This window comes from Nocardia sp. NPDC020380 (assembly GCF_044386975.1).
Classification (GTDB): domain Bacteria; phylum Actinomycetota; class Actinomycetes; order Mycobacteriales; family Mycobacteriaceae; genus Nocardia.
This window is the reverse complement of record NZ_JBIRVQ010000006.1, coordinates 214,904-232,280: the sequence shown is the minus strand read 5'-3', so window position 1 is coordinate 232,280 and position 17,377 is coordinate 214,904. Positions and strand designations below refer to the sequence as shown.

Below are 17,377 nucleotides of genomic sequence, written 5' to 3'. Positions count from 1 at the left end.
CAGGAACACGCCGCACGCAGACGCATGCGGACACAGTGGTGCCCAGGCAACCGGTCTAGTGTAGACAAGGGCAGATCAGCGACCAAATCGGGGTCAGAACGCTAGCCTGTGAGGGTCCGCGAACCGGCCGGGAAGGAAGGACGCCGTGAGTGTCGCCCACGACAACGCCTTCGGGCCCTACACGATCTACGACCTCGACTCGCTACCGGACGAAGGCAAGGGTTACGAGCTGGCTGATGGGTGGCTGATTCCGTTGTCGCCGAGCCCACGCCACGATATGGCTGCCGATATTCTGCGCGACCGACTTCGCTCCGCGGCGCGTGCCGCCGGAGCGAAGGTCCACATCCAAGGCCCCATGGATATCTCGACTCCGGCCGGAGTGCGTAAACCCGATGTGGCTGTCATCGATCGAGATTCCGCCCGCGCCGCTCACGAAGCAAACATGCGCACGTTCTACGGTCGCGACGTCCAGCTGGTCGCGGAGGTCGTATCTCGCCGCAGTGGCAGCGAACCGGTGGATCGAGTCGACAAACTTCTCGATCACGCCGCGGCGGGTATCGCGGCGTATTGGATCATCGACCTCGAGCCCCATCCCCAGATCGCCATGCACACACTCGTCGAGGGTGCATACGCACCACCGACCAAAGTGCAAGCGGGGCAGACACTTCGGATCGAATCCCCCTTCGCCTTCAGCATCGACCCCGCCGACCTGATCGACCCCGAAAACGCTTGGTAGACAACCGGTTGGCAAGATCCGCAGTGTGACTGCTCACAAAGCGTTCGATTGCGGGTTGCAGCCGTGGTGAGCCATAGTGACCTCCATGACGGGGAGCAGCGGGGAGCGCCTCAGCGCAGATCCAGACACCATTTCCGCGGCAGCGGATTGGGTGCGAACGACGGCGCAGGACTTTCACGACGATGTCGAATCGCTCATGCGTGATGTCCGATCGCTGATGGAGAAATGGCGGGGCAGCGCCGCAGACACGCACCAGACCGCATGGGACGAGTGGGCCGCAGCCGCACGCGAACTCGTCAGCGGCCTGACCGACGACGCGAGCGCGTTGCAGGGTGCCGCGAAAACTTTCCAGACAACCGATACCGGTTCGGCGGCGCCGTTCAACTCCGTGACGAACGGATCGATCTTGTGAGCGGGGATTCCGACGGATACCGTACCGATCTCACGGAGATGCAGCGGCTGATCGACCGGGCCGCACAAATCGAGACGACCATCGAGCAACGACTGGACGACATCGAGCGGCGAGTCGAGGCGTTGCATGTCGACTGGACCGGAATCGGCGCGGCCGCGCACTCGGACGCCCACGCCCGGTGGATGAGGGCAGCCCGCGAACTGCACCAAGCACTCACCGATCTGCGCACCGGCACGGATCGAGCGCGCACGGTCTACGCCGGTGTCGTGAACACCAATAAGAAGATGTGGCCCGCATGAGCCCCACCGGCACGATCGACGTCCTTCCAGCCGCCTTCGATTCAGCCGCAACAACTTTCGGAACAGCACGCAAAACGGTAACCGGCCTCATCACCGCCCTGGCGAAATCGCTGGACGACAACTGGGGTTGCGCCGGAACCGACGACACCGGACACGGATTCGCCAAAGGCTACGACCCGGCCGCCTTCAACGCGGTGACTTCGGGCGCCGACCTCGCCAACGGGCTCGGCAAGCTTTACGACCTGCTGAAATACACCAGCATCAACCATGCGAACGGCAATAACGACGCCGCGACAAATCCAAAGCCCGCCAACATCTTTCCGCCGCCCCTGCCCATCCCCACCTACCCGACTCCCACTTTCCGTGGCGCATACGGCGGTGACAGTCACGCACCACTGGGCTGGTCCATGATCACGCGATGGCTGCAGGGTCGAGTCTGGCCGAATGGTCACGTAGACGGGCTCGAAAACCTCGACAGCGCGTGGACTACGGCCAAGAACGGGCTGAATGGCATCGTCCAAGATCTCCGAAACGCTCGCGAAATCGTCGACCAACAGGTCTCCGACGAAGTCCCCCAAATCCTGACCCAGATCGACCTTGTTATCGGCGACGTAACCGATATCGCCAACCACTACGGAGTCCTGGCTACCGCATGCTGGGACTACTCGACCGCACTCGCCAACGCCCACCACGAGATCGAGAAGGCGCTTGCAGAATTCGCCTTGACCGTGGGGATCGTAGCCGTAATTTCCTCGTTCATAGGGCCCGAAGGTACTGCTGGCGGCACGGCATTGGCAGCGGGTGTCCGAGGCGAGGCCACGGCCGCCCGGGTCGTGACGATCATCGACGCGCTTTCCAGCGCTATGACTGCCAAGAACGTCGCATTGGCCGGAACCGCGATCGCCGCGGGCCGTCTGACCGCCAACCTACAACCACTGCTGGACTCCACACCCACCCGATTCGACGCAACTACCCAGCCAAACGGAGGTGGCCCGAGCAAGCCGCCCCCTCGTACCCAGGCGCCCAACGGGGAAATGCTCGGCAAGAGCGGCGCGAACACAACGAGCAAGACACTGACCCAACCCCCGGCAAAGGGGCCTTACTACAGAATCGATGTCGAGAACCCGAGCCCGGGGGTCCGCCCGGGGCAGATGCACCTCCAAGACGATATGGGTAATAAGTACTATTACAACTTCAACACTGGCAAGTTCGAGGATGCACCGGACTCGTTCATCAACAAGATCATGAAGGATCCGCAGTACCAGAGAGCGATTCGGAAGGGAGCAGCAATGCTCGGGGTGAACTAGTGATTGCAACCAATCAGAATTGGCCTACAATGCCACTTTTCGAAATGGAGCTCAAGGCCCTGCAACTCCGGTCAGAGTATGAGATTCGGGTACAAGGCGACTCGTACGGCGTGACTGGCGGCGATGTAACCATTTCACTGATGCTCAGCGGAACTCCCGTAGTGATTTATGACATCGCTTCGGTGCCGTTGTCACACATGAAACAGATGGCCGACGGGCATCCAATTGTTTTGGGAGAGGACAGCCTGGACAACCACGGCGGCGGGCTGAAATATGCCCCCACCTTCCCTGGCCTCCCTATCGGTCCTATGAGCTTGTACAGTATCCCTCTTCGCGACGGTGGGGAGTGTCGAGTCCAAGCCCAAAAACACCGGTTCGAAGATGGTTTTGTTTTCTTTTCGGTTGAGTGCTCGACACCACGAAACTCGGTTACCTACGACCTCGTTTCTATACCGACAGCAATCATCGAGCAACGAGCTGCGAACGAACCAGATGTTCGAATCGTGGAGTAGCAGTTCGAGCAAGGTACCTGTCGCAGATGCTCCGTCCACTCGAGATCAGGAACCTCCAATGAAGAGTGACCCCATTGCCGCGCGCAATGACCGAATCGTGAGCGCGGTCGCACAGGTCCGAGGGCACGCCCAAACCTCAGGCGGCACAGTGGTCGTCGAAACCGACGCCTACGGAACGATCACCGATCTCCGGATCTCGCCGGCTGCCATGGCCTTTGAGGGTGAGCGGCTTGCGAGGGCCATCGTGCAGTGTCACCAGACTGCACGGAAGCAGGCCGAGGTCGAGGCGAACAGAGTTTATGCAGAGCTGATTGGCCTCGCGGTCACGACTGTACCGACTCGTCAGCCCGATTCGCAGGAGTGGGAAGAGCCCACTCCGACCCGTATCACACACGCGGTGTGAGACTTCGACGCGCCGGAGCTAACGGGCAGCGCCCAGACAGAGGACGGCCGGGAGAGCGATCGTGCCTGGGCGCTGGTAGGAGTACGTGGCGATGGTGCCGGAGACTCGATCGCAGAATGACTTGTCGGGCAGGGAGTTCAGGATCTTGTAATCCGCGTCCGGGCTCGCGCAGTCGGTGACCTCGAGGTCGTCGGCGCTCAGCTTCTTCAGGCAGTCGCCGACCTTGGCGTTGTCCACGGTGCGGGTGGCGTCGGAGCCCTTGGGGATCAAGCAGAATACGACGCCGGTGCCCATGGCACCGATGCCCTTCTTGGCTTTCAGCACGTAGCTGTAGGTCGACTGGGTGCCCGCGACGCTACTGCAGGCCGCATCCGGCATGAAGCTGGTGGTATCGCGGCGGTCCAGGACGCGGTCGATGGCCCTGCTGTTATTGCAGTCCACCTTCTGCACATTGCTACCGTTGGTGTCGGTGAGACAGTCGCCCTTCTGGGCGGAGTTCACCGCGTGCGCCGTGTCTGCGCCCTTGGTGCCGACACAGATGGCGCCCTCTCCGCCGTCTCCGCTGTCGTAGTAGTCATATTCGGTGCCGGCGACATCGACGCAACTCTGGTGCAGGTGGCCGCTGCCGGCCCGATCGAGCACCACGAACGCGGCATCCGGTCCGGAGCAGGACACCGAGTCGAAGCTGTCGTCACCGCTCTTCTTCAAACAGTCACCCTGTTGCACCGAGTGTGAAGACCCGCCTATCAGCCCGCACCCGGTCGTGAACAACGACAACAGCAGCACTGATATCGCTACCACAGAACGCATTTCGAAACCTCCCCCGATTCTCGTCGCTTATACATACCAAAGGCCCCCGACACGAGACGAATCTCGATGGGGGCCTTCGGCGCCAGCAGGCCGGACTACCTGTTCTGCCGCAGGCAGAAGAGTTCCGCCGACCCCGCGGCCGAGCCGGTGCCGCCGTTCTGGCAGTGCCGGTTGGCGTCCTTGGTTTCCAGGTACAGGGCGTAGTTGTAGTCGCCGGTAGCGGAATTGGGCGAGGTGGCGCTGCATCGATAGCCGAGCACGTCGCCGTGCCGCTGGGCTTGGCCCGCACTCTCACACGTGGCCCGGCTGGAGTAGGAACCGGCATCCACGGTCCGAGCCTCGGCCGCACCGGCGGCAATGCCGGAGACAGCTATGGCAGCCAGGACGACAATGGCCTTGCGTTTCAAGGCATTCCCTTTCATTGCGCCACACACCCGTCAGCGACCAGATCGCCCGGCGCGGCGCTAATCCCGATCGTGGCGATGCCCGCTACACAGAACCAGCGCGAGTCAGGGTCCTGCTTCAACTGCACATAGAACTTGTCCACCGGTCCCTGGGTCGGAAACCCCGGCGAGGCAAGGCATCCGAACCCGTTCAGCTGCTTCGCACCCGCGTGCTCCACCCGGTCACATGCGAAGGTCCCGCCCTGCGGGTACCCGGCATTGGCGGTCGGCGGGAACAGCATTCCCCCGGCGACGGCCGCAACCGCGCTCCACATCCCCACCTGTATTCCCCTATCGCCCATCGCGATTCCCTTCGCTTGCCACACTCTGCAAGAATCTCCCCACATTTCATGTCCGAAATGTCCGGTTCTTGGCTGCGTGATGGTAACCGATCGGAGCGCCTGCGTCACATGGCGAGCAGCCCGGTATCGAATAGGGGTGCACCATTCGCCCGAGTGGAGAGGGAGGGATAACTGATGGCCGAAATGCCAGTTGCACAACCGGATAGGCCGCGCAAGCGGTCACGGCGGGTGTCGTACATCCTGCCGGCGACGGTCGCGGCGGCTCTGGTATCGAGCGGATGTGTCGCCACCCCATCCGATCACACGGCCTCGCCCACCCTCACCCGAGTCGTACCCTCCAGCACCACCACTCCCCAGCAAACACCGGCAACAACCACCGACCCACTCACGACCACCGAGGAAGCAGACCCCGACCCCACAGACGTCGCGATCTGCGTCGACCCGGATACCGACGTGCGGGTGGACGACAACCTCTGCGACACCGACGAAGACACGTATTCACGCTTCTGGCTGCACCATTCGCCCTCATTGATCTACCCGGCCGTCGGCGCCGCCGTAGGTCTCACCCTCGGCACCTTCCTCCGCCCCACCACCGGCCGCATCCTCGACCGCGGCGTACCCGCCGCAGGCGGCAGGGTGCTGCGCGGTGGATTCGGCAGCCGCACCCACGCCGGCAGCTGACCCACCGGCGATGGACGCGCGCCTTTTACGATCTCCAGATGTCGCCGGTGAGGAAGGCGTCCCACTGCTCGGCGGTGAACCAGAGCTCCGGCCCCGAGCCGTGATCCGCGGTGTCACGGACTCCGACGAGATGGTCGCCCAGAAAAACCTCGACGCACTCGTTGGCCTGGGCGGACCGGCTGGACTTGAACCACTCACCCATCGGCGGTTTCTCGGTCACGCCGAATACTCCTTCGACATCCTCAGCACCAGATCCCTGGTGCCTTCTTCACTCAACGCTACCGTCTGAATTCCCGCTATCGCCTGTCTATAGCGATCGATCACGTCATCTCGTTCGAGATAGAGCGCTCCTTCGGCGCCCTCGGTGTAAACGACCGGCGGTTCGACCAATTTGCTTGCCATGGGCGGGAAGTCGAGAAGAGTGAACGATTGACGACGAGTCCCGGGTACGCACCTACGTCATGGCGCACTACCCGAATCGAAACATTCGGACGCTCACCGATCTCAGCGAGATGGCGCAGTTGGTCGACGAGCACACGGGTGCCGCCGGGCCGGTGGAGCAGAGCGGATTCCGACAGCAACGCAACGAGATTCAAATCCTCATCGATCAGGCGATGCTGTCGGCGTGCAGCCAACTCGAGCAGACGCTCGGTTGGTCGTAATGCCCTTGGATGCTTGCACTCTGATCCTCGTCGCACTCTCCTGCCTCCTGCTGGTGGCAGTCGTCCACTGGGGGATCTCCGACACCGACCACCCCCGGCCGCCGCTCGCGCCGGGTGACTCTCTCCTCGTCGCGGTCGGCCACCACCTCCCCCGCGTCCCCCTCCGCAACCGCCACCGCGTTCACGGCCGCCACCGTGCCTGCTGACGGCGCGTATTCCGCTCTGTCACACCACAGAATCGCCACCACCCGGCAACTCACCTCCCTGGAGGTGCGAGCCCTCCTGGTGCGGCACGCGGACTGCACCGCCGGACGCGGCCACACCGGCCGAGACTGCAGCGCCCGCACCCAACTACTGGAGCTCCGCGAGGACGCCGAATGGTCGTGGCCCATACCCGCTGCCGACCGGTGATCCACACCCCACCACCGGTACCCACCCTGCTGTCTTCGTTGGCAGCGTGTCGAGCTGGAGCGTCCGCGACCGGGTGCTGATGGCGGCAACCACTCGCGTTTCGCCGCAACCAGTCAGGTGATCGAGCCTGGGGCCGAGATCCATTGGGTGGGTTGGCCGGTCACGCTGGCGACGGTTTCGAAGTCGCGGTCGTAATGGAGGACGGTCAGGTTGCTCGCCGTGGCGGTAACAGCCACCATGAGGTCGACCACGCCCGCGCTGCGGTGGTGGCCTCGTTCGGTGAGGGACTGCTGGATTCGGTGGGCACGGACCCACGCGTCGTCGGGCATGACTACCCACCCGAACAATTCGGCGAGGAGCTCCTTCTTTCGAAGGCGATCTGCCAGTAAGGTTGCGCTGAAGAGCAATTCGAGTTCGACGGCATCACACACGGCGACGACGCCCGCGGTGATCGGCTCGTGCCATGCCTTGCGGATCGACGGATTGATGAGCAGACGTACCGCGGCGGAGGTGTCGATCAGGTACTCGATCACGGGCGGTAGTTGCCCTTCTCCAGCAGGATGTCGAAGTCACCCCGCTCCCCCATCTCGGCTAGCTCTGCGAGTGCCTTGGCGCGTTTGATTCGCTTCGCGACCTCGACGAGGGCCGCATTCACGGTGTCTTTCTTGGTGGCGGTGCCCAGCAGACGTTGCGCTTCGGCAAGGGCTTCGTCATCAACTTCGATCAGCAGTTTGGACATTGAATCCACCTCGTTGATATACGTGATAGCTCATCCGAATATACAAGATATCCATCCCGCCTGCAGCCGATCGGCACGCTGCACGAGCCGAGGGAACGCCGAAGACCCCAGCAAGACAGGTCTTCCGGTGGGAACCTTCGGGTTTGATCGGGTCAGCTCACAGGGAGCTCCAAGTCGCCAGACGGTCGAATAGCATCACATAGCATCAATGGCTATCCTTAGGTCATGACAAGAACGATCACTCAAGCAGAGTTGCGCAACGGCAGTGCCGGCGTGATGGATGCCCTGGAGGCCGGCGAGGACTTCGTCATCACTCGCAACGGGCGGCCCGTCGGAGAATTACGACCGATCTCGCCGCGGCGGGATATGACGGTCACCGAACTCAAGGCGCGATTGGCTCGGATCGGGCGTAGTGGGAGCAGTGCAGAGGAACGCGCTGCGATCGACGCGGTCTTCGGAGAGGACCGACTGGATGACTGAACCCACCCCCGGTGATCGCATCCACAAAGGGCTGCTCGACACCTGCGTCCTCATCGATATCGACATGATCGAGGATTCTCACTTGCCGGTACGGGCGAAGATCAGCACGGTGACGCTCGCCGAGTTGGGGCTCGGTATCGCGGTCGCGGCTACGCCGCAGGCACTGGCTTTGCGTACGGAGAGACTACTAGCGATCGAGCACGGCTTCGACGCGCTGCCCTTCTGCACCGCAGCCGCGCGACGATTCACCTCGATGTCGAAACTTGTTGTCGCAGCGGGTCGCAACCCAAAGCCGCGCCGCATGGACCTGATGATCGCCGCCATCGCATCAGCCAACGACCTGCCGCTGTTCACGCGCAATGCGGATGACTTCAAGGGACTGGAACCACTGCTGACCATCGTGCCCGTATAAGCGGCCGGTGGGACGCTATTGTCGAGGCTCAGGCGCAATTGAGAGGCGAATTCTCGATGACTGCAACCGTTCCCGTCGGAGTCGTGCTTTTCCCACCGCCGGTGCACTCCGTCTTGGACGCGATCACGCGGGCGGAGCGGGCGGGCATCGGCACAGCCTGGGTCCCCTCGTGGCCGATCGGGCCGGATGGGTTGAGCATCGTCACCGCGGCAGCCGCCCGCACGAGCAGCATCGGACTGGCCAGTGGCATTGCGATCACCTACCCCAGCCACCCGTTGGCGCGCGCGAACGAGGCGCTGGTCGCGGCCGAGCTGGCGCCGGGACGATTCCGCTTGGGCATCGGCGCCAGCCACAAGGTGAGAATCGAAGGACAGTACGGCCTTCCGTTCGGCAAGCCACTGACCCATCTGCGCGAATACATCGCGGTGCTGCGCGGGATCCTCTGGGACGGACACGTCGATCTGGAGGGCGAATACTACCGGGTGCACGCGGCCCTGCCACCGATGATCACGCCGCCGCGGCCGCCGATCGTACTGGCCGCGTTGCGAAAGAACATGCTGCGGTTGGCAGGCGAAGTCTCCGACGGTGCGATGCTCATCTTCGCCGGGCCCTCCTACATACGCTCGATCGCCCGCCCGGCGCTGGAGGAGGGAGCGCGATTGGCACAGCGTCCCCGGCCGCCTCTGATCACTGCCGCGTCCGTCATGCTCACCAGCGATTTCGCCGTCGTACGCGAGGCCGCGCAGGCCGGCTTCGCGCACTACTCCGGGCTCCCCACGTACGGCGAGATGTTCCGGGAAGCGGGCTTTCCACTGACCGCGCAGGGCCGGTTGAGCGATGAGCTCATTCACGAAGTCTTCGTCTACGGCGACGAGGAAACCATCCACCGGCGCTTGCTCGCCCTGCACGAGGCGGGCGCCGACGAACTCGCGGTCACCATTCGGTATTGCGTGATTGCACGGATGGGCCGTTCGACTTCCAGAAGGTCGCCCGCCAGACGCTGCTGGTCGTCGAGGTCACCTCGGACGAGACCGTCGATGCCGACATCGGCGTCAAGCGGGAACTGTATGCGCGAGAAGGCATTCCGGTCTACCTGATCGTGCACTTCGACAAGGACTGGCAGCAGATCACCGAGATCGAGGAGTGCCGGCTCGACTGGTCGGGTAGGCGATACGTCACCCGGCACACCCACTCCGATGCGCTGGTCCTCACGGAACCGGTGACCCTGGCGATCACTTTTGCCGATCTACAGAGCCGACTCCCACGGCCACGCTTATGACGGAGGCCACTGGGCCGGGATCCGGACCATACAGACGCCGAAGACCCCCACCGGGACGAATCACGGTGGGGGCCTTCGGGTTTGGCGTTTGTTCAGCTCACAAGGAGCCTGGGGTCACCAGGACGACTTGTGGACGCCCGGGAGTTCGCCGCGGTGGGCCATCTCGCGCAGGCAGACACGGCAGAGGCCGAACTTGCGGTAGACGGCGTGCGGGCGGCCGCAGCGCTGGCAACGGGTGTAGGCCCGCACCGCGAACTTCGGCTTGGCGTTGGCCTTGTTGATCAGAGCCTTCTTAGCCATGTGCTCAGTTCTCCTTGAACGGGAAGCCGAGGTGCTTCAGCAGCGCGCGGCCTTCTTCGTTGTTGGTCGCGGTGGTCACCACAGTGATGTCCATACCCCGCGGACGGTCGATACGGTCCACGTCGATCTCGTGGAACATCGACTGCTCCGAGAGGCCGAACGTGTAGTTGCCGTGGCCGTCGAACTGCTTCGGCGACAGACCGCGGAAGTCGCGGATACGCGGCAGCGCGATGGAGATCAGGCGATCCAGGAACTCCCACATGCGGTCGCCGCGCAGGGTGACCTTCGCGCCGATCGGCATGCCCTCACGCAGCTTGAACTGCGCGATGGACTTGGTGGCCTTGCGGATCTCGGGCTTCTGGCCGGTGATCAGGGTGAGGTCGGCGACCGCACCGTTGATCAGCTTGGCGTCACGGGCGGCGTCGCCGACACCCATGTTGACAACGACCTTCACGACGCCCGGGATCTGCATCACGTTGGCGTAGTTGAACTCGCTGTTCAGGGCCGGCTTGATTTCCTCGCGGTAGCGGGTCTTCAGGCGCGGCTGCACCTTGGCGTCGGCGGTGCCGACATTGGATTCAGCGGTAGAAGTCATCTCAGATGTCCTTCCCGTTGCGACGGGAGATGCGGACCCGCTTGCCGTTCTCGTCGGTGCGGAAGCCCACGCGGGTCGGCTTGCCGTCGGAGTCGACGACCATCACGTTGGAGGCCTGGATCGGCGCTTCCTGAGTGACGATGCCGCCCGAGCTGGCGCCACGCTGGTTCGCGGAGTTCGCGACGTGCTTCTTGATGCGGTTCACGCCCTCGACCAGGACCTTGCCGGTCGCCGGGTAGGCCTGAATGACCTTGCCCTTGGCGCCCTTGTCCTTACCCGAGATGACGATGACCGTGTCGCCCTTGTGCACCTTCATAGTTAGAGCACCTCCGGGGCGAGCGAGACGATCTTCATGAAACGCTTCTCACGCAGCTCACGGCCGACCGGGCCGAAGATGCGGGTGCCACGCGGATCGTTGTCCGCCTTGATCAGCACCGCGGCGTTCTCGTCGAACTTGATGTAGGACCCGTCCGGACGACGGCGCTCCTTGACGGTGCGCACGACGACGGCCTTGACGACCTCGCCCTTCTTGACGTTGCCACCCGGGATGGCGTCCTTGACAGTGGCGACGATGATGTCGCCGATGCCGGCATAGCGACGCGACGAACCACCGAGAACGCGAATGCAAAGGATTTCCTTGGCACCCGTGTTGTCGGCGACGCGCAGTCGCGACTCCTGCTGAATCACTTCAGCTCCTCCTAGACCTGGACGAAATGCACGCCGGATTGCCGACCCGACGGGCATGGTCAGTTGCCCCTCAAACGCACGCCTGCCAGCGGTTATTCACCTGACTGGAGAACCAACCACTGTGGGTTCGCGGCCGAAGTGCGGGCATAGCTCCCGCAGGCAACCGGTCCAGTGTAGCCAAGCCCCAGGTGGCACCCAAATCGGGGCCGGGCACGGGACAAATGGGGCAGGCGCGAGAGGTGAGGTTTGGGTAGTCTCGCCCCGGAACCCTCTAGCAAATTGATAGCAATTAGAGAGGACCCGAGTGACCTTGTCCGGCCGTTCCGCCGATTTCAGTCTCTCCCGTCGTTCCGTTCTCCTCGCCCTCGGGCTGGCTCCCGCCGCCGCGTGGGTCGCGTCCTGTAGTAAGGACAACTCCTCGTCCGGCGCGAAGCCGTTGACCGGGCCGGACATGTCCGGGGCCGATCCCGGCGTCCGGGCGCAGGACGATCTGTATCGCAGCGTCAACGGCTCCTGGCTGCGCACCTATCAACTGCCCGCCGACCGCGTCTCCTTCGGCACCTTCGACGAGGTCAACGACCGCGTCGAGGATCAGCTGCGGGCCATCGTCGAAGGCATTTCCGGCCCGAAGCCGGGCAGCCCCGAACAGCAGATCCGGGATCTGTACGACGCGTGGATGGACAGCGCCACCATCGATCAGCTCGGCATCACACCGCTGCAGGAGTTGTTCGCCCGCATCGACGCCGCCCCCGGTAAGCCGGAGCTGGCCAAGGTGATGGGCGGCCTGCCGGTCGCGGCGCTGCTGAACATCTCCGTCACCGCCGACTCGAAGAAGTCGACCGCCACCATCGCCTCGGTGGGGCAGACCGGAATCGGGTTGCCGGAGCAGTATTTCCGCAAGCCCGAGTTCGCCGACAAGCTGTCCGGATATCACGCCTACCTGGTGCAGGCCGGCGGTGCGGCCGGCCTCGCGGACCCGAACGGGATGGCGCAGCGGGTGCTGGATCTGCAGACCCGGATGGCGGCCGGCTTCTGGGACAACGTGCGCATGCGCGATCCGGAGGCCACCTACAACAAGCTGCGGTGGAACGAATTGGTGGCGCTGGCGCCGCAATTCGATTGGGAGCCGTGGCTGGCGGGCGTCACCGGCCGGCCGCACAATCTGTTCGATTCGGTGATCGTGGAGCAGCCGTCGTATGTCACGCATGCGGGGCAGTTGTGGCAGGACACCGATGTCGCGGTGTGGCGTGAATACCTGAAGCTATCGCTGGTGCAGCAGTTCTCGCAGTATCTCGCAAAGCCGGTGTACGACGCGTACTTCGACTTCTTCGTGAAGAACATGCAGGGCGTGCAGCAGCCGCGGGAGCGCTGGCGCGACGGCCTGGACGTGGTGACCGGCACGGTGGGTGAGCAGCTCGGCAAGCTGTATGTGGCGCAGCATTTCTCGCCGGACGCGAAGAAGCAGGCGCTGGAGATGGTGGCCGATCTGATGGCCGCCTACCGTGATGATTTCCACAATTCCAGTTGGATGTCGCAGCCCACCAAGGATGCCGCGCTGGTGAAGCTGGAGAAGATCACCACCAAGATCGGCTACCCGGACAAGTGGCAGGACTACTCCGGGCTCACCGTCACCCGCGGCAAGCTGGTGGAATCGCTGATCGCGGCGCACAACTTCCAGGCCGCACGCGAATTCGACAAGCTCGGCAAGCCGGTCGACAAGTCCGAATGGGATATGGCGCCGCAGACCGTGAACGCCTACTACAACCCGGTCAACAATGAGATCGTCTTCCCGGCAGCTTTCCTGCAGCCGCCGTTCTTCGATCCGGCGGCGCAGGCCGCGGTGAACTACGCCGCGGTGGGCGCGGTGATCGGGCACGAGATCGGGCACGGTTTCGACGATCAGGGTTCGCAGTACGACGGCGACGGAAATCTGCGCGACTGGTGGACGCCGGAGGATCGCGCCGCGTTCACCGCGCGCACCGACAAGGTTGTCGCGCAATACGATGCGCTGGTCCCGGAGGGTCTGACGCCCGAGCAGCACGTGAACGGCAAGCTGACGCTCGGCGAGAATGTGGCCGATATCCACGGCCTGCAGATGGCGCTCGCCGCGTATGCCATTGCCGAACAACGCAAGAACTCGGCGAAACCGGATTACACGCCGATGTTCGAGGCGTGGGCGCGCACCTGGCGGACCAAGGCCACCACCGAGTACGTACAGATGCAGATCTCCGAGGATCCGCATTCGCCCGCCGAGTTCCGGGCGAATCAGGTGGTGCGGAATCTGCCCGAGTTCTACCTCACCTATCAGGTCAAGGAGGGCGACAAGATGTATCTGCCGGAGGACGAACGTGTCGTTTTCTGAGTTCGAATTGGATCGCCGCCGTTTCCTCGCGGCGCTGGGCCTGGTGCCCGCGGCGGCCGCGCTGGCGGCCTGCACCAAGGATTCGACTACCAACAAGAATGCGTCGGAACCCCTTGCGGGCCCGGATATGTCGGGTTCGGATCCGGCGGTGCGGCCGCAGGACGATCTGTATCGCTTCGTGAACGGCAAGTGGCTGCAGGAGTATCAGCTGCCGCCGGACAAGGTGTCGTTCGGCACCTTCAACGAGGTGGGCGATCGGGTCGAGCAGCAGTTGCGGGAGATCATCGAGGGCATCAAGGATCCGAAGTCGGGCAGCGACGGCCAGATGATCCGCGATCTGTACGACGCGCGACTGAATCTGGGCGATATCGAGAAGCTCGGTATGACGCCGTTGCAGGATCTGTTCACCGCGATCGATGCCGCGGCGGCGAAATCCGATCTGGCCAAGGTGATGGGTGGGCTGCCGGTCGGCGGGCCGATCGGGCTGGGCGTGACCGTGGATCGCAAGAATTCGAGCGCGCATGTGGCGGCGGTCGGGCAGTCGGGTATCGGGCTGGCTGAGCAGTATTATCGCAAACCCGAACTGGCGGACAAGCTTTCGGCGTATCGGACCTTCATGGAGAAGATCGCCGCGGGCGCCGGATTCCCCGATCCTTCCGGTATGGCCGGGCGTGTGGTTGATCTGGAGACGCGTATTGCCGCAGGTTTCTGGGACAAGGTGAAGCTGCGCAATACCGAGGCGACCTACAACCGGATGTCTTGGACCGAGCTGACCGCGCTGGCGCCGCAATTCGATTGGGCGCCTTGGCTGGCGGGTAATACCGATCGGCCGGCGAATCTGTTCGACACGGTGATCGTGGGTGAGCCGTCGTTCGTCACAGCGGCCGGGCAGCTCTGGCAGGACGTGGAGCTGGCCGAGTGGAAGGACTATCTGAAGCTCGCGCTGGTCCGCTCGTTCGCGAAATACCTGCCGAAGACCATTGCCGATGCCAATTTCGAATTCTTCGGCACGGTGATGAGCGGGCTGCAGCAACGCCCGGAGCTCTGGAAGTCGGCGGTCGCGACGGTGTCCGACACGCTGGGCGACGAGCTCGGAAAACTGTACGTGGACAAGTACTTCCCGCCCGAGGCCAAGCAGCGCGCGCTGGATATGGTGGCCGATCTGGTGGCCGCCTACAAGGCCAATTTCACCGCTTCCACCTGGATGTCGCAGCCCACCAAGGATGCGGCGCTGGTGAAGCTGGCCAAGATGACGGTGAAGATCGGATACCCGGACAAGTGGGAGGACAACGCGGGCTTGCAGATCACCCGCGGGCAGCTGATCCGATCACTGCTCGCCGTCGACACTTTCGCCTCGAAGAAGAACTTCGCCAAACTGGGTGAGCCGGTCGACAAGACCGAGTGGGGCATGTCGCCGCAGACCGTGAACGCGTACTACCAGCCGGTCAACAATGAGATCGTGTTCCCGGCGGCCTTCCTGCAGCCGCCGTTCTTCGATGCCAAGGCCGAGGAGGCCGTGAATTACGGTGCGGGCGGCGCGGTCATCGGGCACGAGATCGGGCACGGCTTCGACGATCAGGGTTCCAAGTACGACGCGGACGGCAATCTGAAGGATTGGTGGACGCCGGAGGACCGGGCCAAGTTCGACGCTCTGACGCAGAAGCTGGTGGACCAGTACAACGCGCTGGTGCCCGCGGGCCTGCCGCCGGATCAGCATGTGGACGGTCAGCTCACCCTCGGTGAGAACGTGGCCGACAATCGTGGGCTGCAGATGGCCTTCGCCGCGTACCGGATTCAGCAGAAGCGCAAGAACGTCGACAATCCCGACTATCGGCCGATGTTCGAGGCGTGGGGCCGGAATTGGCGTTCCAAGGCCACCACGCAGTACACCGAGAATCTGCTGGCCAATGATGTCCACTCCCCCAATGAATTCCGCGCCAATCAAGTGGTGCGGAATCAGGCGGAGTATTACGCCACCTTCGGCGTGAAAGAGGGCGACAAGCTGTTCCTGCCGGCGGATCAGCGCGTCACCTTCTGAGCCGCCCACCACCACGGCCCGGCCACATCGATGGCGGTCGGGCCTAGATCGCCAAAGGCGGTGCGGCGCTGGCAGGTTCGGCGGGTGGGCGATAAGCCTGCCAGGCGGTGGCGAGCCGGTCGGCGGCCTCGACGAGGAGGCCGGCCGGATGCCGGAAGTGCAGCCGGATGCGGTCCTCGCTGCCGCCCGTGGCGTCCAGTCCGCTGCCCGCCAGCACCGCCACGCCGTGCCGCAGCGCGGTCTGCGCGAAGGAGGTGCCGTCGCCGTACGGCAGCCGCACCCACAGGGTCTGACCGCCAGTCACGGCCGGCACGGTCCAGTCCGGCAGTCGCGCGGCCAGTTCGGCCCGGAGCACGTCGTGACCCGATTTCAGGTGTGCGGCACGGGCTTCGCGCTGAGTGTCGATACCGGGCACGAGGGCTGTCGCGGCGATCTGGGCGGGCAGGTTGCCGCCCAGATCGTGGACGGCGCGCAGCCGTGTCACCCGCGCGATGACGGGCGTGGCCGCGCGAATCCACCCGATGCGCAGCCCGCCCCAAGTGTTCTTGCTCAGCGAGCCTATGGAGATGACGGTGGACGATTCGGCCGCGAGCGGTGGCGGGACCTCCACGCCAGGGAACGGCAGGTCGGCGGTGATTTCGTCGGCGATGAGCGGCACATCCAGGGCGGTCGTGACTTCCGTGATGCGACGGCGGCGCAGGGCGGAAAGCACTGTGCCGGTGGGGTTCTGGAACGTGGGAGTGAGATAGGCGAGCGCCGGGCGATGCGTGCGGGCCGCTGCTTCGAAGCCGGGAAGACCGAGAGGCAGGGCGGTGAGGATTGCGGCCTCCTCATGGAAAGCTTCCAATGCGCCCGGGTAGGTGGGGGTTTCAACGAGGACGCGATCACCTGGCCGCACCAAAGCGCGCGCCAGCAGGGACAGCGCTTGCTGGCCACCGTTCGTGATGAGGATCTGATCGGCGGTGGTCGGCGCGCCGAGGCGGGTGTAGCGCTCGGCGACGACCTGCCGGAGAGGCGGGTATCCGCCCGGGTGGTAACCGATTTCGGCGGTCATGGCGGCCATGATGGGCAGCGCCCGGGCGTATGCGTCGACGATCGCCGGTGGCGGGGCTTCGGGCGCGGCGCAGGCGAGGGTGAGGATGTCGTCCTGTGGTTCGAGCAGGTTGAGGAACATGGGTGCGGCGGTGGTGTCCGGGCCCGAGCCCGCGGCGGGTCCCGAGACGCGGGTGCCGCTCCCCTGCCGGCGCGTGATGCGGCCCTCGGCGGCGAGCAGGTCGTAGGCGGCGACCACGGTATTGCGGCCGACGGCGAGTTGTCTGGCGAAGGCCCGGTCGGCGGGCAGGGCGGATCCGGTGGGCAGGTCGCCATCGTCGATGAGCTGCCGAAGTCGTGCGGCGAGCAGTACGTACAGCGGTCCGCGCCCGGACGACCACCGTCCGAGTCGTTCGGTGACATCGATTGGCTCCATAACGGGACCAATTCTTCCCGATTGGCCCTGTGCTCGCCA

The 17,377-nt window shown here is 64.1% G+C and carries 25 protein-coding genes and 2 pseudogenes; 14 read left to right on the top strand and 13 right to left on the bottom strand.

The annotated features are described in order from the left end of the window. Nucleotides 1-145 precede the first annotated feature (145 nt). The 6 genes from ACH438_RS17865 to ACH438_RS17840 all read left to right on the top strand — a co-directional run bounded on the left by ACH438_RS17865 (nucleotide 146) and on the right by ACH438_RS17840 (nucleotide 3,669). Nucleotides 146-736 carry a Uma2 family endonuclease gene (locus tag ACH438_RS17865; protein WP_397006417.1) on the top strand — a complete coding sequence of 197 codons (591 nt, stop codon included), beginning with the start codon at nucleotides 146-148 and terminating at the stop codon, nucleotides 734-736. 85 nt (nucleotides 737-821) lie between these two features. Further along, complete coding sequence (locus ACH438_RS17860; RefSeq protein WP_397006415.1) at nucleotides 822-1,148, top strand: WXG100 family type VII secretion target; 327 nt, start codon at nucleotides 822-824, stop codon at nucleotides 1,146-1,148. Further along, nucleotides 1,145-1,447 carry a WXG100 family type VII secretion target gene (locus ACH438_RS17855; protein ID WP_397006413.1) on the top strand — a complete coding sequence of 101 codons (303 nt, stop codon included), beginning with the start codon at nucleotides 1,145-1,147 and terminating at the stop codon, nucleotides 1,445-1,447. Before ACH438_RS17860 ends, ACH438_RS17855 begins: the two co-directional genes overlap by 4 nt. Further along, nucleotides 1,444-2,754, top strand: a complete 1,311-nt coding sequence (locus ACH438_RS17850; protein ID WP_397006411.1) for a hypothetical protein — start codon at nucleotides 1,444-1,446, stop codon at nucleotides 2,752-2,754. The genes ACH438_RS17855 and ACH438_RS17850 overlap by 4 nt, the downstream gene beginning before the upstream one ends. A gap of 44 nt (nucleotides 2,755-2,798) precedes the next feature. Further along, on the top strand, nucleotides 2,799-3,266 hold the full coding sequence (locus tag ACH438_RS17845) for a hypothetical protein (protein ID WP_397006409.1): 468 nt from the start codon (nucleotides 2,799-2,801) through the stop codon (nucleotides 3,264-3,266). Between the two features lie 58 nt (nucleotides 3,267-3,324). Then, a complete protein-coding gene (locus ACH438_RS17840) occupies nucleotides 3,325-3,669 on the top strand; it encodes a YbaB/EbfC family nucleoid-associated protein (RefSeq protein WP_397006407.1) in 345 nt (114 codons plus the stop codon). A gap of 18 nt (nucleotides 3,670-3,687) precedes the next feature. Here ACH438_RS17840 and ACH438_RS17835 read toward each other — a convergent pair whose 3' ends face one another. The 3 genes from ACH438_RS17835 to ACH438_RS17825 all read right to left on the bottom strand — a co-directional run bounded on the left by ACH438_RS17835 (nucleotide 3,688) and on the right by ACH438_RS17825 (nucleotide 5,224). Next, on the bottom strand, nucleotides 3,688-4,377 hold the full coding sequence (locus tag ACH438_RS17835; protein ID WP_397006405.1) for a hypothetical protein: 690 nt from the start codon (nucleotides 4,375-4,377) through the stop codon (nucleotides 3,688-3,690). A gap of 197 nt (nucleotides 4,378-4,574) precedes the next feature. Next, nucleotides 4,575-4,901, bottom strand: coding sequence for a hypothetical protein (locus tag ACH438_RS17830; protein WP_397006403.1), 327 nt, complete (start codon nucleotides 4,899-4,901; stop codon nucleotides 4,575-4,577). After that, nucleotides 4,898-5,224: a hypothetical protein gene (locus tag ACH438_RS17825; protein WP_397006401.1), complete on the bottom strand. Its 327-nt coding sequence runs from the start codon at nucleotides 5,222-5,224 to the stop codon at nucleotides 4,898-4,900. The genes ACH438_RS17830 and ACH438_RS17825 overlap by 4 nt, the downstream gene beginning before the upstream one ends. 228 nt (nucleotides 5,225-5,452) lie before the next feature. Here ACH438_RS17825 and ACH438_RS17820 point away from each other — a divergent pair, with 228 nt between their 5' ends. After that, nucleotides 5,453-5,905, top strand: a complete 453-nt coding sequence (locus ACH438_RS17820; RefSeq protein ID WP_397006399.1) for a hypothetical protein — start codon at nucleotides 5,453-5,455, stop codon at nucleotides 5,903-5,905. Between the two features lie 25 nt (nucleotides 5,906-5,930). Here ACH438_RS17820 and ACH438_RS17815 read toward each other — a convergent pair whose 3' ends face one another. The 3 genes and pseudogenes from ACH438_RS17815 to ACH438_RS17805 all read right to left on the bottom strand — a co-directional run. Then, nucleotides 5,931-6,125, bottom strand: coding sequence for a DUF397 domain-containing protein (locus ACH438_RS17815; RefSeq protein WP_397006397.1), 195 nt, complete (start codon nucleotides 6,123-6,125; stop codon nucleotides 5,931-5,933). Continuing rightward, nucleotides 6,122-6,331: pseudogene (locus ACH438_RS17810) on the bottom strand (Scr1 family TA system antitoxin-like transcriptional regulator); the annotation flags it as partial. The pseudogene ACH438_RS17810 and the gene ACH438_RS17815, both read right to left, overlap by 4 nt. 74 nt (nucleotides 6,332-6,405) lie before the next feature. Beyond that, nucleotides 6,406-6,603: pseudogene (locus ACH438_RS17805) on the bottom strand (Scr1 family TA system antitoxin-like transcriptional regulator); the annotation flags it as partial. A 78-nt stretch (nucleotides 6,604-6,681) separates the two neighbouring features. Between ACH438_RS17805 and ACH438_RS17800 the strand changes: the two are divergent. Next, a complete protein-coding gene (locus ACH438_RS17800; protein ID WP_397006395.1) occupies nucleotides 6,682-6,978 on the top strand; it encodes a hypothetical protein in 297 nt (98 codons plus the stop codon). Between the two features lie 113 nt (nucleotides 6,979-7,091). Here the strand turns inward: ACH438_RS17800 and ACH438_RS17795 are convergent, their stop codons facing one another. Further along, a complete protein-coding gene (locus tag ACH438_RS17795) occupies nucleotides 7,092-7,511 on the bottom strand; it encodes a PIN domain nuclease (RefSeq protein WP_397006393.1) in 420 nt (139 codons plus the stop codon). Next, complete coding sequence (locus ACH438_RS17790) at nucleotides 7,508-7,717, bottom strand: type II toxin-antitoxin system VapB family antitoxin (RefSeq protein WP_397006391.1); 210 nt, start codon at nucleotides 7,715-7,717, stop codon at nucleotides 7,508-7,510. The genes ACH438_RS17795 and ACH438_RS17790 overlap by 4 nt, the downstream gene beginning before the upstream one ends. Before the next feature lie 225 nt (nucleotides 7,718-7,942). Here ACH438_RS17790 and ACH438_RS17785 point away from each other — a divergent pair, with 225 nt between their 5' ends. The 4 genes from ACH438_RS17785 to ACH438_RS17770 are packed head-to-tail and all read left to right on the top strand — an operon-like array spanning nucleotide 7,943 to nucleotide 9,888. Continuing rightward, the gene (locus ACH438_RS17785; RefSeq protein WP_397006389.1) at nucleotides 7,943-8,197 is read left to right on the top strand and encodes a type II toxin-antitoxin system Phd/YefM family antitoxin; all 255 of its coding nucleotides are present in this window, start codon (nucleotides 7,943-7,945) and stop codon (nucleotides 8,195-8,197) included. Next, entirely contained in the window at nucleotides 8,190-8,609 is a 420-nt protein-coding gene (locus tag ACH438_RS17780; protein WP_397006387.1) for a type II toxin-antitoxin system VapC family toxin, read from the top strand. The genes ACH438_RS17785 and ACH438_RS17780 overlap by 8 nt, the downstream gene beginning before the upstream one ends. Before the next feature lie 56 nt (nucleotides 8,610-8,665). Further along, nucleotides 8,666-9,706: an LLM class flavin-dependent oxidoreductase gene (locus tag ACH438_RS17775; RefSeq protein ID WP_397006385.1), complete on the top strand. Its 1,041-nt coding sequence runs from the start codon at nucleotides 8,666-8,668 to the stop codon at nucleotides 9,704-9,706. Beyond that, the gene (locus ACH438_RS17770; protein ID WP_397007127.1) at nucleotides 9,610-9,888 is read left to right on the top strand and encodes a Uma2 family endonuclease; all 279 of its coding nucleotides are present in this window, start codon (nucleotides 9,610-9,612) and stop codon (nucleotides 9,886-9,888) included. Before ACH438_RS17775 ends, ACH438_RS17770 begins: the two co-directional genes overlap by 97 nt. 114 nt (nucleotides 9,889-10,002) lie before the next feature. On the opposite strand, the gene ACH438_RS17765 is transcribed toward ACH438_RS17770, so the two are convergent. Genes ACH438_RS17765 through rplN form a run of 4 tightly spaced genes read right to left on the bottom strand, consistent with a single transcriptional unit; the run spans nucleotide 10,003 to nucleotide 11,470 of the window. Next, complete coding sequence (locus tag ACH438_RS17765; RefSeq protein WP_029923637.1) at nucleotides 10,003-10,188, bottom strand: type Z 30S ribosomal protein S14; 186 nt, start codon at nucleotides 10,186-10,188, stop codon at nucleotides 10,003-10,005. 4 nt (nucleotides 10,189-10,192) lie between these two features. After that, nucleotides 10,193-10,783: a 50S ribosomal protein L5 gene (gene rplE / locus ACH438_RS17760; RefSeq protein WP_397006383.1), complete on the bottom strand. Its 591-nt coding sequence runs from the start codon at nucleotides 10,781-10,783 to the stop codon at nucleotides 10,193-10,195. A 1-nt stretch (nucleotide 10,784) separates the two neighbouring features. Beyond that, nucleotides 10,785-11,099 (bottom strand): 50S ribosomal protein L24, encoded by a 315-nt coding sequence (gene rplX / locus ACH438_RS17755; protein ID WP_033090673.1) that lies wholly within the window; start codon nucleotides 11,097-11,099, stop codon nucleotides 10,785-10,787. 2 nt (nucleotides 11,100-11,101) lie between these two features. Further along, nucleotides 11,102-11,470, bottom strand: a complete 369-nt coding sequence (gene rplN / locus ACH438_RS17750) for a 50S ribosomal protein L14 (protein ID WP_033090674.1) — start codon at nucleotides 11,468-11,470, stop codon at nucleotides 11,102-11,104. A gap of 304 nt (nucleotides 11,471-11,774) precedes the next feature. On the opposite strand from rplN, the gene ACH438_RS17745 reads away from it, so the two are divergent. Together ACH438_RS17745 and ACH438_RS17740 are read left to right on the top strand one after the other, a co-directional pair. Then, a complete protein-coding gene (locus ACH438_RS17745; protein WP_397006380.1) occupies nucleotides 11,775-13,832 on the top strand; it encodes a M13 family metallopeptidase in 2,058 nt (685 codons plus the stop codon). Continuing rightward, nucleotides 13,819-15,870 carry a M13 family metallopeptidase gene (locus ACH438_RS17740; protein ID WP_397006378.1) on the top strand — a complete coding sequence of 684 codons (2,052 nt, stop codon included), beginning with the start codon at nucleotides 13,819-13,821 and terminating at the stop codon, nucleotides 15,868-15,870. The genes ACH438_RS17745 and ACH438_RS17740 overlap by 14 nt, the downstream gene beginning before the upstream one ends. 43 nt (nucleotides 15,871-15,913) lie before the next feature. Here ACH438_RS17740 and ACH438_RS17735 read toward each other — a convergent pair whose 3' ends face one another. Next, nucleotides 15,914-17,338 carry a PLP-dependent aminotransferase family protein gene (locus ACH438_RS17735; protein ID WP_397006376.1) on the bottom strand — a complete coding sequence of 475 codons (1,425 nt, stop codon included), beginning with the start codon at nucleotides 17,336-17,338 and terminating at the stop codon, nucleotides 15,914-15,916. Nucleotides 17,339-17,377 lie beyond the last annotated feature (39 nt).